This window comes from Selenomonas sp. oral taxon 137 str. F0430 (genome assembly GCF_000183625.1).
Lineage (GTDB): Bacteria > Bacillota > Negativicutes > Selenomonadales > Selenomonadaceae > Centipeda > Centipeda artemidis.
Genome location: NZ_AENV01000008.1, coordinates 241,440 through 255,407, shown reverse-complemented (window position 1 = coordinate 255,407; position 13,968 = coordinate 241,440). Strand labels below are relative to the sequence as shown.

Genomic DNA, 13,968 nt, shown 5'->3' with positions numbered 1-13,968 from the left:
CATTTTTGTGAAGTTTTATATTTAATAAATATACACGGCTTTTCTTGATATTGCGTTATAAAGAAAGTCTTACAATGCATTCATGTTGTGGGAATACGTGCGCGAAACGACCGCGTCTTGCGTACGGTTCTTTTATTTGAAAGCATTGCGCGGGGGTGGTATACTACAAGGACAAACGATGTGTGGATGGAGGTTCTTATGATACGGTTTGTGACACTTTTGCAGGCGCTGCGGCGCGATATTGCGGTGCTGCTCTTTGCGATGCTGCGGCGGGATACGCCGACGGCGGTGAAGGTACTTTTTCCGCTTGCTCTGCTCTATCTCATCAGTCCGATCGATATCATCCCTGACGCGATTCCTGTGTTTGGGGCGCTCGATGATGCGGTGATTCTCCCTGCGGCGACGGAGTTTCTTGTGCGGATGCTGCCGCCCGCTGTGCGCGAGGAGACGGAGCGGCGCGTTACGCGTTACGGAACGATAGTGTTTATCGCGTCCATCGTGGTGCTTGTCCTTTGGATTGCTATTCTCGTTTGGGCATTGTCGAAGGTGTTTGCATGAGGCTCTATATCGCGGAGAAACCGAGCGTCGGGCGCGCGCTTGCCGCCTGTCTGCCGCAACCGCACCGCAAGGGAAACGGCTGTATCGAAACGGGCGCGGGTGTGGTGACATGGCTTTTCGGTCATGTGCTGCGGCAGGCGGAGCCGGAGGAGTACGATGCACGGCTCAAACGCTGGCGTGCGGAGGATCTGCCGATCCTGCCCGAAGAGTGGCGGCTCGTTGTGAATGAGAGTGCGGCACAGCAGTTCGCCGTCGTGAAGGGGCTGATCGAGCGTGCGGACGAGATCGTGCACGGCGGCGATCCCGACCGCGAGGGGCAGCTGCTCGTAGACGAGGTGCTCGACTATCTCCACAATGAAAAGCCCGTGCGCCGCATCCTCATCAATGCGCTTGACGATAAGAGCATACATGATGCCCTCGGCGATCTGCGCGACAACGCGGACTTCCTCCCGCTGAAACTGTCGGCGCTTGCACGTGCCCGCGCGGACTGGCTCATCGGGATGAATCTCTCGCGCGCCTATACGCTCGCGGCGCGGCGTGCGGGACATGATCGGCTCGTGCTCCCCATCGGCAGGGTTAAGACGCCGACACTCGCGCTCGTCGTACGGCGGGAGCGGGAGATCGAGAACTTCAAACCCGCGACGTACTATCTTCTCGATGCGCTCTTTCAACATGCGGGGACGGGCGAGTCTTTTCGTGTGCGGTGGAAGCCGTCGGAGGAGCGCACGCCGCTCGATCCCGAGGGGCGGCTCGTCGATGAGACGGCGGCGCGCGCGGCGCTTGCAAGCTTTGGCGATGAACCGCAGGACGGAAAGGTCGTCAAATACGAGCGCAAGAAGGTGGAGGAGCCGCCGCCGCTGCCCTTTTCGCTCTCGGCGCTTCAGGTGCTCGCAGGCAAGCGGTACGGCTACGAGCCGCAGCAGGTGCTCGACACAGCGCAGAAACTCTACGAGGAGAAGCTGACGACTTATCCGCGTTCGGACGCGGAGTATCTGCCGAAGAGTCAGCATAAGAATGCGCCGAAGATCCTCTCCAACCTCGCGGGACTCTCGGATTCTCCGCTGGCGGCGTGGGCACAGGCGGCGGACGCGGAAAAGAAGTCGCGCGCGTGGAACGATGAGAAGATCACGGCGCATCACGCGATCATCCCGACGACGGTGGCGGCGAATCCCGCACGCCTGAGCGAAATCGAGCGGCGTATCTATGAGCTCATCGCGCGCGCCTATATCGCACAGTTTCATCCGAACTACGTCTATGACCGGACGAAGGTCGAACTTTCCTATCACGGGGAGACCTTCACCGCAAGTGGGCGCACGGAGCGTGCGGCGGGCTGGCGCGCGATGTATCGCACGGGAAAGACGGCGGAGACGGACGACGCGGAGAAAGACGACGAGGAGAGCGCCGTCCTGCCGCCGATGAAGAAAGGCGACCGGGCGGATTATGTCTCCGGTGAGCTCGGGACGCGGCAGACGAAGCCGCCCGCGCGGTTCACGCCGGCGACGCTCCTGCAGGGCATGAAGGAAATCCACAAATACGTCAAGGACGAGGCGGCGAAGAAGATGCTGCGCGACGTCTCGGGCATCGGGACGGAGGCGACACGCGCGAGCATCATCGAGGATCTGATCCGGCGCAGATTCCTGCATGCGGCGGGGAAGAAAAAGGTGCTGACGCCGACGGATGCCGCCTATCTGCTTATCGACGCGCTGCCCGATACGATGACCTATCCAGACGCAACGGCGATCTGGGAGGATCAACTGCACTCCATGGCGGCGGGCGTGGGAACCCCTGAGGAGTTCCTTGCGGGGCAAGCGAATTTTGCACGCGATCTCTGCGCGGCGGCGGCACGGTCGCAGATCGCGGGCGGCGGCGGTGTGCCGTGTCCCGCGTGCGGGCGTGGAGTGATGACCAAACGCAAGGGGAAGCACGGCGATTTTTGGGGCTGCTCCGCGTACCCGCAGTGCCGCATGACGGCGAACGACAAGGGCGGTGTCCCCGATTTCACAGGGAAACGTATTCCCACCGCACAGGGCAGTGTACCGCACGATACGAATGCACCGAACTCGGCCCCTTCGTTCACCGCCCCCGCCCCGATACGCCGGCTGCGGCGCCTGTTGCGCGCCGTTTCTATACGCCGACGGCGGATGAGCAGGCGGAGATGGACGCGTTGTTTTTTGGAGGATGATATGAGTACGTTCAGAGAGCTTGGCGTTCCGCAGCAACTTGCCGCAGCGCTCGAAAAGCGCGGCATCAAAGAGCCGACGCCGATACAGGAGGCATTCATCCCCGCTGCGGGGGGCGGCGAAAACCTCGTAGGCGCTGCGCCGACGGGAACGGGCAAGACGTTTGCCTATCTCCTGCCGTCCCTCACGCGCATTGATATGAACCTGCGCGCGGTGCAGCTGCTCATCCTCGCACCGACGCACGAGCTCGCCGTACAGATTGCGGACGCGGCACGCACGCTCGTGCAGGCGGCGGAGCTGCCGCTGACGGTGCAGGCGCTCATCGGCGGCGCGAATATCAAGCGGCAGATCGAGGGACTGAAGAAAAAGCCGCAGATCGTCGTGGGCTCCGCCGCACGCATTTTGGAGCTCAGCCGCATAGGGAAGCTGCGGCTCTCGGATGTGCAGATCCTCGTCCTCGACGAGTTCGACCGCCTGCTCGGCAAACAGCTCGCGGACGATGTGCGCGCCGTTATTCGCCTCCTCCCGCAGAACCGGCAGGCGCTCCTGCTCTCCGCGACTGCCCCGACGGCGGCGATTCGCGCGGCGGACGGACTCTTTGCACCGCGCATCATTCGGGTAGAGGACGCGCAGACAACCTGTGAAAACTACTATCATCGCGCCGCGTTTCGTGATAAGATAAAAGCGGTACAGAAGCTGACGCGGCGTCTGCCGATTCGGCGGGGGATCGTCTTTGTCGGGCGCGGATTTGACGCGGAACGCGCGGTGGAAAAACTGCGCTACGAGGGCATTCGCGCCGTGTCTCTCCTCGGGCAGGAACGCCGCGATCGGCGGCGCGCCGCGCTCGATTCCATCCGTGCGGGACGCGCCGATCTCCTCATTGCGACCGATCTTGCGGCGCGGGGGCTCGACATCGAGGACGTCGACTATGTGGTCAACGTCGATCTCCCCGAGGACGTGCGCACCTATCGCCACCGCGCCGGACGGACAGCGCGCGCGGGCAAGGCGGGCGCTGTCGTAACGCTTGCGGACGATAAGGAAATGGCGCGGCTGAAGGAACTCGCCGCGCGCATGGAACTGGAACTAAAGACGCTGCCGGCGAAATAACGCGCCGCGATTTCCTGAAGGAGGACTCATCCCGTGGACATAGTGCCCACAATACTCGATTTATTGCTAGTTGTCTTTTTGATCTTCATGAACGGCTTCTTCGTTGCGGCGGAGTTCTGCTGCGTGAAGATGCGTTCCTCGCGTCTTGAGACGATGATCGCCGAGGGCAGCAGCCGTGCGAAATACGCAAAGCAGCTCACGGATCATCTTGACTCTTCGCTCTCCGTAACGCAGCTCGGCATTACGCTCGCCTCACTCGGGCTCGGCTGGGTCGGCGAACCTGCGGTTGCGCAGCTCATCCTGCCGCTGACGCGCAGCGTAGGATTGTCCGACGATGTGGGGCATACGGTCGCGCTCGCAATTGCGTTTTCGCTCATCACATCACTGCACATCGTGCTCGGCGAGCTGACGCCGAAATCCATGGCGATCGCGAACGTGGAACGCATCATGCTCGCGATTGCGTTCCCGATGGTGCTCTTTGGCAAGGTCATGAAGCCCTTCGTCTGGATACTCAATACCGTCGCGAATCACATCAGCCGACATCTCGGCTATGAGGTGACGGGGGAGAACGAGGATGCGCACACGGAGGAGGAGATCCGCCTGCTCATGAAGGAGAGCTACCGGCAGGGTCTCATCAACAGCACAGAGGCGGATTTCGTCGACAATGTATTCTCGTTCACGGAGCTGAACGCACGTGAGATCATGGTACCGCGCACGGATATGATCTGCCTCTACCTCGACGATACGCCTGCCGAGCGCATCAAGACCATCCTTGAGGAACAGCAGACGCGTTATCCCGTTTGCTACGAGGACAAGGATCACATCATCGGATTTATCCATGTGAAGGATCTCCTCCCGCCGCTCGTGCGCGGGGAAACGCTCAATCTGCGCCGCTATATAAGGAAGGCTCTGATCGTGCCGGAGAGCATGGACGGCAGCGTTCTGCTCCGCACGATGCAGGCGCAGGGATCGCAGCTTGCCATCGTTGTTGACGAGTACGGCGGGACAGCGGGGATGGTGACGGTCGAGGATATTGTTGAACAAATCGTCGGCGATATCCGCGACGAGTTTGATGAGGAGCGTGAGAGCCTCGAATGGCGCGGCGAGGATCTCGGCTCCATCGACGCCAAACTGCTGCTCGAGGAGGTAAACGATCTCCTCGGCATCCGCATCGAGGACGAGGATGTCGACAGCATCGGCGGATGGATCTACGACCGCCTTGGGGAAGCGCCGCGCGTCGGGCATATGGCGGCGCATACGGGCACATTGTTCTTTGTCGAGGAGGTGGACGGCGTACGCATTACGCGTGTGCTGGTGCGTTTGCCGCATACGGAGGCGGAGCAGGGGGAAGCAGTCGCTGCCGGTAAGGAGGAATAGGGAATGTCTTTTGATCGCAGGCACTTTGCCGACATCATCGCACAGTTTACGGTTGATGCGGAGCATCTGCGTGGGGTGGCGGCGGATTTTCGCCACGATATGCGCCTTGGCCTTGCGGGGTCGCCCGATTCGTCGCTGCGGATGCTGCCGTCCTATCTTGGACTGCCGACGGGGGAGGAGCGCGGGGACTATCTCGCGCTCGATTTCGGCGGGACGAATGTGCGCGTGCTGCTCTATCGCCTGGAGGGCAGCGGACGCTATGAGGTATTGAGTCATGTTGCGAAACCGCTCAAGGTCAGCGGAGACTACGACTATGTCGGGGGAGACGCGACGGCCGAGCAGTTGTTTGACTTCCTCGCAGGACTCGTCGAGGAGGCGGTTGGCGGCGATCAAAAGACGCCGTATCTCCTCGGGCACACCTTTTCATTTCCGTCCACACAGACGAATATCAACGATGCGCGGCTCATCATTTGGACGAAGGAATTTGCCGTGCAGGGGGTTGAGGGCGCGATTGTCAATGATCTCTTGAAGGAGGCACTCGTACGTCGGGGGCTGGCGAACGTTACGCCGAATGCCGTCATCAACGATACGGTCGCCGTGCTGCTCTCCGCTGCCTATATCAACGGGGACACACAGATCGGCGCGATCTACGCCACGGGGCACAATACCTGCTACCTTGAGCCGTACGCAGGAAGTGCGCAGCAGCCGATGATCCTCAACATGGAGTCGGGCGGCTTTCAAAAGCTGACGCCGAACCGATTTGATATCGCGCTCGACGCCGCCTCGGAAAAGCCGGGCGAGCAGCGGCTCGAAAAGATGGTCGGGGGGCGCTACATGGGCACGCTTTTTGACATGGCGCTTGCCGAACTTCTCGGAGAACAGGGGCGCCTCTATGGATTCACGAGCGTTGACATCAGCCGTATCCTTGAGGATCAGAGCGACGCTGCGGATTGTGCGTCCGGTATTGTCGAGATGATGACAGGACGCAGGCTTTCGGAAGAGGATGCGCCGCGCGTGCGGGAGCTGGCGCATGCCATCGTCGTCCGCTCTGTGCGCCTCATGACGGCGACCTTTGCGGGGACGATGTGGCAGGTTGCGGGCGCAGGGAAAATCCGCCGCCAGCACATTGCCGTGGACGGCTCCGTCTATGAGAAAATGCCGCACGTTACGGAAAACATCATGCGTGCCTTCTCGGAACTGCTCGGTGAGGACGCGGCTCTCGTCGATACGCTGCTTGCGGGCGGCGGCTCGGGACTCGGCGCGGCGCTTGCAGCGGCGATGACGGCACACGAGGCGCAGGGGTGATACATTTCCCTTGCGCGCACGGCGTTCTTTATGGTATCATGAACGCTGTATGATAACATATTGACAAAGGAGGAGCTTTTTCTTGCTCACACTCTTAATGGTGCTTGACGCGATTGTCGCGATTATTCTCATTGCGTCCGTGCTCGGACAGGAAGCAAAGTCTGCCGGCATGGGCGGTCTCGACGGCGGCGGCGATACGGTATTCTCCGGCAAGGCGCGCGGGATGGATGCGCTGCTGGCACGTGTGACCGTGGTGTTTGCCGTGCTGTTTGCCGCGATTACGATTGTGATTGCGCGGATGTCGAGCTGACGAAAAATTTGTTGCGTCGTCTGAGTTCGATGATTTGAATAGGGAGCTTCCCTGTTGCCGCAGACGCGGTGCAGGGATTTTTTCAACATGCACGGGCGCGCCTTTGTTAGGATGCTGTACCCCTGCGAGGGGCGATTGCGTGCATCTAGGCGGATGCCGGAATGGGAGGGACAGACATGCATTTGCAAGGAGCGGAGCCTTTTTTGTTCCCGGGCGGACGGCATGGCGTGCTGCTCGTTCACGGCTTTACAGGGCTGCCGGCAGAGCTGCGCCTGCTCGGGGAGTATCTGAATGCGCGCGGCTTTACAGTGCTTGCGATTCGGCTGGCAGGGCACGGGACGACGGTCGAGGATCTGAGCCGCACGGATCACGAGGACTGGATGGATTCGGTGCGGGACGGCTATGCGATCCTCAGCGGACTCTGCACACATATCTCGGCGGTCGGTCACTCGATGGGTGCGGTCTTTGCGATGCTGCTCTCGGTGGAAAAAGAGATCGCGCGCGTCGTGAGTCTCTGTGCGCCTGTCATGATCGCCCCGGAGCAGGGGCTGGAGCATCTGCCGACGCGCGATATGTGCGGCATGCGCTGCGTACCGAAGGCGCGGCGTAAACTCCGCGATGTCCCCGCGGGGGCGAACAATACCTATCGGCGGATGCCGCTCGTTGCCGTGCACGAGGTGCTGGGCGTCATCGAGCGGGTACGCGCGGAGCTGGCGCGCGTCGATGTGCCGATCCTTATCATGCACGGGGCGCGCGACCATACGGCGGATCCGCGGAGTGCGGATTATCTCTATGAGCACGTTGTGAGTGCAGTCAAGGAGAAGGTTGTCCTGCCGGATGCAGGGCATCTCCTGCCGCTCGACACGCATGTGCGGGAACGCGTTTTTGCGCGGACGGCGGAGTTCCTATCCGCCGCAGGAGAATTTTGATAAGATCAGATAAGAACGGAAAAACGAGGAAATTATGGAACAGGAACAATTGGATATTGTGAAAGAACGCATCCGCGCCTTTATGCGGGAGGACGCCTATCGCCCGCTGAAGGAGGATGAACTGGCGGCAGGACTGCGCGGCGTCGGGGAGGACGTACCGGGCTTTGCCGAGGCTCTGGCGGCACTTGAGGCGGACGGCGCCGTCATCCGCAACCGCAGCGGGCTCTACGGCGTGCCGAGTCGCATGAACCTCGTCGTAGGGCGGCTCTCCATGTCGCCGAAGGGGTTCGGGTTCATCATCCCCGACGTACGCGATACGGAGGAAGAGACGGACGTGTTCGTGCCCGGCAGCGCTCTTGCGACCGCGATGCACGGCGACCGCGTCGTGGCGCGCGTCACGCCGTCCGAGCAGCCGGGGCGCGCGAGAGAGGGAGAGATCATCCGCATCCTCGAGCGCGTGAATACGCGGATTGTCGGCACGTTCGAGCGCAGCAAGGCGTTCGGCTTCGTCACGCCCGACAGCGCGAAGATCGGGCGCGACGTATTTGTCCTGAAAAAGGATTTTAACGGCGCGAAGACGGGCAGTAAGGTCGTCGTCGAGATTACGAAATGGCCGGAGCAGCGCCGCAGCGCCGAGGGGCGCGTGGTGGAGGTGCTCGGCGCAGCGGGCGATCCGGGCGTCGATGTGCTCGCCGTGATGCGCGCCTATGACCTCGATGAGAAATTCCCCATAGAGGTCGCGGCGGCTGCGATGCGCTGTCCGAAGAACCCGCTCCCCGAGGAGTATGAGGGGCGGCGCGATCGGCGCGATTTCCCCATCGTCACGATCGACGGCGAGGACACGAAGGACATCGACGACGGCATCTATGCGTATGAGAAGGACGGCGGATTCTTCCTCGGGGTCTACATCGCGGATGTCAGTCACTATGTTCGCGCGGGCGAGCCGCTCGATGTGGAGGCGGCGCGGCGCGGAACGAGCGTTTATCTCGTCGACCGTGTCATTCCGATGCTCCCGAAGGAACTCTCTAACGGCATATGCAGTCTCAACGAGGGCGTGGATCGTCTCTCGATGGCGTGCGAAATGGAGATTGGCGCGGACGGTGAGGTAAAGAGCTACGAGATCGTGCCGTGCGTCATTCACGTTGCGCGCCGGCTCACCTACACGCTCGTCAACAAGGTGCTCGCGGGCGAAGAGCCGTTCGTCGCGGACAATGCGGACATCCGACCCATGCTCGAGACGCTGCGCCGTCTGCGCGATACGCTGCGTGCAAAGCGTCACCGCCGAGGCTCTATCGACTTTGAACTCTCGGAGATCAAGGTCAAGCTCGACGCAGAGGGGCATCCCATCGCCATCGAGAAGCGCACCGGCTCCCTCGGCGAATCCATCATCGAGGAGTGTATGCTCATCGCGAACGAGACGGTCGCGCGCCATATGGAGCTGAAGGAAGAGCCGTTTGTCTACCGTGTGCACGAGCAGCCAAACAGCGAGAAAATCGAGCGGTTCCAAAGTCTCCTCACGGCGCTCGGTCTGCGCCTGCACATCGACGAGAACGGCAAGGTCAGCTCGCGCGACATTCAGAGCGTGCTCGATAAGGTCAAGGGGAAACCCGAGGAACGTATCATCGGGGCGGTTGCCCTGCGCTCCATGCAGCAGGCACGCTACAGTACGCAAAGCCTCGGGCATTTCGGTCTTGCGGCGCGCTACTACACGCATTTCACCTCTCCCATCCGCCGCTATCCCGATCTCATGGTACACCGTCTCTTGCGCGAGACGTTCGCCACGGGGCATATCTCTGCGGAGCGGCGTGAGAAGCTGCGCGCCATCCTGCCGGAGACGGCGGAGCACTCCTCGGCGCGTGAGCGCATCGCGGTCGAGGCGGAGCGCGAGACCACGGATATGAAGAAAATCGAGTACATGGCGCAGTTCGTCGGCGAGACCTACGAAGGTGTCATCAGCGGCGTGACCGCATTCGGCATCTTCGTCGAGCTCGACAACGGCGTCGAGGGGCTCGTGCACGTCTCGACGATGGTGAACGACTACTACAGCTACGTCGAGGAACAGTACGCGATGGTCGGCGAACGCACAGGCACGCGCTACCGCCTCGGTGACACCGTGACCATCATCATCACGCGCGCGGATATACAGGCGCGGACGCTCGACTTCGTGCTGAAGGATAACGGCGTCTACGAGCCGGGCGCGGTGAAGCAGCCCGCGCAGAAACCGGCGCAAAAGCCTGCGGCAAAGGACGGCGCAAAAAAAGGAAAGCGCTCGCAGAAGAAAAAGCCAAAGGGCTCGGCAGACATCATTGCGGCAGTCCCATCCGCTCCTGAGACACGACGCAAAAAGACGCGCGGCGCCCACGGTACGGGCGGCAGCAGCGCGCAGCGTAAAGATCGCGCGGCAAAGGCAGCCGCGGACAGCGTGCCCGCTCGCGCCGGCGCACCCGCCCGGCATGCAAAAAGCGGCAAAGCACCGGCCGGGGCACAGGAGGAACGTCCCGGACGCGGCAATAGGAACGAACGCCGCCGCAGCGACGCCCCGCGCGCCGGAGCGGGCAGCGGGCGCGGTGAGGAGCGCGGTCTGCGCGACTATCACCGCGTCACCGTCACAGGGCTCAACAGCGCCGTCTGGCCGGATCCGCCGGGCTACCGCACACAGAGACCGGATGCAGAGACCACAGAAAAACCACGGCGCGCCCCGCGTCCCGCACGCCGCATGAATCGTAAAACGGAGGGCGGCACGCGGAGCGCCGACTGAGGTACCGTTATGGGAAAGAAAAACGAAAGCGTGAAGATCGCCTGCGAGAACCGCAAGGCGCGCCACGACTACTTTATCCACGAGACCTATGAAGCGGGGATGGAGCTTGTGGGGACGGAGGTCAAGTCCCTGCGTGCCGGACGCGCGAACCTGCGCGACAGCTATGCCTACATCAAGAACGGGGAAGTATTCCTCGATCACATGCACATCAGCCCCTACGAACAGGGCAACCAATTCAACCACGACCCGCTGCGCGTGCGGCGTCTGCTCATGCACAAGGCAGAGATTCTAAAGCTCTTTGGCAAGACGCGCGAGAAGGGCATGACGCTCATTCCGCTGAAAGTTTACTTTAAGCACGGGCGGGCAAAGCTCGAGCTGGCGCTTGCGAGCGGCAAGCACAATTACGATAAGCGGCAGACACTGAAGGCAAAGACCGCAAAGCGCGAGGTGGAGCAGGCACTCAAGGAGCGGCAGAGAGGATAACAGAGGACACAGGAGAAAAGATGCAGGAACAGGAAAATACGCCCGCGCTGCGGCGCGGACTGAAGAACCGACATCTACAGATGATCGCGCTCGGCGGCGCCATCGGCACGGGGCTCTTTTATGGCTCAGCGTCGACGATTGCGCTCGCAGGGCCTGCGGTCATGCTTGCCTATCTCTTAGGCGGCGTTATGATTTTCTTCATCATGCGGATGCTTGGGGAGATGGCGGTGGACGAACCCGTCTCCGGTTCGTTCAGTCACTACGCGGGCAAATTCTGGGGCGACTTTCCGGGATTCCTCTCCGGCTGGAATTACTGGTTCAACTACGTCATTGTGTCGATGGCGGAGCTTGCGGCGGTGGGCATCTATATGAATTTTTGGCTGCCTGATCTGCCGCAGTGGATCTCCGCGCTCGTCTGTCTCGTCGTCATCACCGCGCTGAACCTCATCAACGTCCGCGCGTACGGTGAGATGGAGTTCTGGATGGCGCTCGTGAAGATCACGGCGATCGTCCTCATGATCGTGCTCGGCGGCTACCTGCTCGTCGGGGGCGTGCCATTCCCTGAGAACGTGAGCAACCTATGGGCGCACGGCGGCTTCCTGCCCAACGGATGGTGGGGATTCTTCCTCGGAACGGCGGTCGTCATGTTCTCCTTCGGCGGGATCGAACTCATCGGCATCACGGCGGGCGAGGCGGAGGATCCCGACCGCACGATTCCGCAGGCGATCAATCAGGTCATTTGGCGCATCCTCATTTTCTACGTCGGCACGATGGCTGTGCTCATGGCGCTCTGGCCCTGGAACGAGGTTGGAATGGAGGCAAGTCCCTTCGTGCAGATTTTCCAAAACGTCGGAATTCCTGCCGCTGCGCATATTTTGAACTTTGTCGTGCTGACGGCGGCGATCTCCGTCTACAACTCCGCGATTTACAGCAACAGCCGGATGCTCTACGGTCTGTCGCAGCGCGGCGATGCGCCGCCTATTTTGCAAAGTCTCTCGCGGCGCGGCGTCCCCGTGCTCGGCATCCTCATTTCGTCCGGTATCACGCTCATCGTCGTGTTCCTCAACTACTTCTTTCCGGGCGACGCCTTCCTCTATCTCATCTCGATCGCGACGTGCGCTGCCGTCATCAGCTGGACGACCATCGTTGTCACACATCTGAAATTCCGGGCAAAAATGCTGCGTGAAGGCACGGCGATTAAATTTCGCGCGCCGTTTTATCCGTGGATCAACTACATTTGCCTTGTGTTCCTCGCGGGTGTCGTCTTTATGATGGCGCAGATCCCGGGGATGCAGCTTGCCGTGCCAATCCTGCCCGTATGGCTGATCGTCCTTTGGCTCGGCTACCATGTGAAGTGGCGGCAGGATTCATAAACATACGGTCTCAAAATGGAATAACCGGCGGGTATATATGCAGGAATGCATGTATACCCGTAATTTTTCGTGTTTTCATTAGACAATGAGAATAATTTTTGCTAATATATGGAAATATATATCAACGGAACTGAAATGATGAAGAAAGGAGGCAACCGAATGATATGCAAAGAATGCGGAGAAAAAATATCGGGACTGACGCGTATCTGCCCGCACTGCGGGGGACGCGCGCTGATCGACGACGAACTCGAGACATGGAGCTTTATTGCGGATACGGCGGCAAAACACCGAATGAACATGCCGGATGCGGTTGTACCGAATACACCGACCGATGTGCCGGCAGATTTGAACGCACAGATCGAGGGACTTGAGCGGCTGAAAGAATATTTTACGAGACACAGCAATCTCTATCAAGTGGTTGAGGATCTGGAGTCCATGGAGGGCGGCAAGCGGCGTCCGTCCATCGGCCTATGGGCGCTTGGCGGCGGTCTTGCGGCGGCGCTCATTTACCTGCCGCTCTCGCCGTTTCTGCCGCACTTCGTATGGACGTATTTCTTCGTCGTATGGGGCGCGGTGACGACCGTCGGCTATTTGCGCGCCGCCCGCAAATACGAGCGGCGCAAGGCGGAACACGAGCTCTTCCGGCGCCTTGCGGAGAATGAGCTGTGTGTGATGTATAATTCCTGCCCGGACTGTTTCCTGCCGCTGGCGTGGACGATGCCGCCGCGTATCACGCGCATCATCGATGCGCTGCGTATGGGTGAGGCATACTCTGTGCAGGAGTTCTTAGTGAGAGGAGTGTAAATGTGATGGCTGAGATTCGGATCAAACGTGTTTATGAAGCGCCTGCAACGGACGACGGGTTTCGTGTGTTGGTGGATCGGCTCTGGCCGCGCGGGATTTCAAAGGAGCACGCGGCGCTCGGCGCATGGTGGAAGGACATCGCGCCCTCGCCGGAGCTGCGCAAATGGTTCGGGCATAAAGCGGAGAATTTTGCCGCGTTTACGGAAAAGTACCGTGCCGAACTTGAGGCGAGTGCGGAGCTGCCCGCGCGCATCGAAGAGATCGCAGCGCATCTCGCCGCGGGGGAGAATGTCACACTGCTCTACGGTGCAAAAGATCCGGAACTGAATCAGGCGCGCGTATTATGCGACTTTCTGCATAGCTTGCCACATACGAAAAATAAATAAGAAAATGATCCAATAAAAAAGTGCCTGCAAACAGGCACTTTTTCTATGCGTGAAATATGCTGCTAACCGCGCGGAGCGTACATGATGATACATACGCCGATCAGCGCGACGGCGCCGCCCGCAAGGTCAAATACATCAGGACGTATGCCGTCAACAATGCGCCCCCATAGAATCGAGAGCGCGATAAATATGCCGCCATATGCCGCGTAGACTCTGCCGAAACTCGCCCCCTCAGGCTGGAGCGTTGGAACGACCCCGTACAGGGCGAGTACGACGGCACCCGCAAGCCCCCACAGAAGACTTTTTTCGCCGCGGAGCCAAAGCCACATGAGGTAGCCGCCGCCGATTTCGAAGATACCGGCAAGCAAGAAATAGAAGAGCGATTTCACGATATCCAT

The 13,968-nt window shown here is 60.5% G+C and carries 12 protein-coding genes and 1 pseudogene; 12 read left to right on the top strand and 1 reads right to left on the bottom strand.

Features of this window, described 5'->3' with window-relative positions; translation table 11 throughout:
• Positions 1-198: 198 nt before the first annotated feature.
• The 12 genes and pseudogenes from HMPREF9162_RS06465 to HMPREF9162_RS06415 all read left to right on the top strand — a co-directional run bounded on the left by HMPREF9162_RS06465 (position 199) and on the right by HMPREF9162_RS06415 (position 13,570).
• Positions 199-558, top strand: a complete 360-nt coding sequence (locus tag HMPREF9162_RS06465; RefSeq protein WP_009438671.1) for a YkvA family protein — start codon at positions 199-201, stop codon at positions 556-558.
• Positions 555-2,740: pseudogene (locus HMPREF9162_RS06460) on the top strand (DNA topoisomerase III). The gene HMPREF9162_RS06465 and the pseudogene HMPREF9162_RS06460 overlap by 4 nt, the downstream one beginning before the upstream one ends.
• Before the next feature lies 1 nt (position 2,741).
• The gene (locus HMPREF9162_RS11770; protein ID WP_050782883.1) at positions 2,742-3,845 is read left to right on the top strand and encodes a DEAD/DEAH box helicase; all 1,104 of its coding nucleotides are present in this window, start codon (positions 2,742-2,744) and stop codon (positions 3,843-3,845) included.
• A 33-nt stretch (positions 3,846-3,878) separates the two neighbouring features.
• Positions 3,879-5,222 carry a hemolysin family protein gene (locus HMPREF9162_RS06455; protein WP_009438666.1) on the top strand — a complete coding sequence of 448 codons (1,344 nt, stop codon included), beginning with the start codon at positions 3,879-3,881 and terminating at the stop codon, positions 5,220-5,222.
• A 3-nt stretch (positions 5,223-5,225) separates the two neighbouring features.
• Complete coding sequence (locus HMPREF9162_RS06450; protein ID WP_009438749.1) at positions 5,226-6,527, top strand: hexokinase; 1,302 nt, start codon at positions 5,226-5,228, stop codon at positions 6,525-6,527.
• Positions 6,528-6,624: 97 nt separating this feature from the next.
• A complete protein-coding gene (secG, locus tag HMPREF9162_RS06445; RefSeq protein ID WP_009350715.1) occupies positions 6,625-6,837 on the top strand; it encodes a preprotein translocase subunit SecG in 213 nt (70 codons plus the stop codon).
• A gap of 176 nt (positions 6,838-7,013) precedes the next feature.
• Positions 7,014-7,766, top strand: coding sequence for a carboxylesterase (locus tag HMPREF9162_RS06440; RefSeq protein WP_009438879.1), 753 nt, complete (start codon positions 7,014-7,016; stop codon positions 7,764-7,766).
• Between the two features lie 34 nt (positions 7,767-7,800).
• Positions 7,801-10,524 carry a ribonuclease R gene (gene rnr / locus HMPREF9162_RS06435; protein ID WP_009438686.1) on the top strand — a complete coding sequence of 908 codons (2,724 nt, stop codon included), beginning with the start codon at positions 7,801-7,803 and terminating at the stop codon, positions 10,522-10,524.
• 9 nt (positions 10,525-10,533) lie between these two features.
• On the top strand, positions 10,534-11,007 hold the full coding sequence (gene smpB, locus HMPREF9162_RS06430) for an SsrA-binding protein SmpB (RefSeq protein WP_009438796.1): 474 nt from the start codon (positions 10,534-10,536) through the stop codon (positions 11,005-11,007).
• Positions 11,008-11,027: 20 nt separating this feature from the next.
• Positions 11,028-12,380, top strand: a complete 1,353-nt coding sequence (locus HMPREF9162_RS06425; RefSeq protein ID WP_009438890.1) for an amino acid permease — start codon at positions 11,028-11,030, stop codon at positions 12,378-12,380.
• A 159-nt stretch (positions 12,381-12,539) separates the two neighbouring features.
• The gene (locus HMPREF9162_RS06420) at positions 12,540-13,184 is read left to right on the top strand and encodes a hypothetical protein (RefSeq protein WP_009438726.1); all 645 of its coding nucleotides are present in this window, start codon (positions 12,540-12,542) and stop codon (positions 13,182-13,184) included.
• Between the two features lie 5 nt (positions 13,185-13,189).
• Entirely contained in the window at positions 13,190-13,570 is a 381-nt protein-coding gene (locus HMPREF9162_RS06415; RefSeq protein WP_009350721.1) for a DUF488 domain-containing protein, read from the top strand.
• A 62-nt stretch (positions 13,571-13,632) separates the two neighbouring features.
• Here HMPREF9162_RS06415 and HMPREF9162_RS06410 read toward each other — a convergent pair whose 3' ends face one another.
• Positions 13,633-13,968, bottom strand: a complete 336-nt coding sequence (locus HMPREF9162_RS06410) for a YnfA family protein (RefSeq protein WP_009438711.1) — start codon at positions 13,966-13,968, stop codon at positions 13,633-13,635.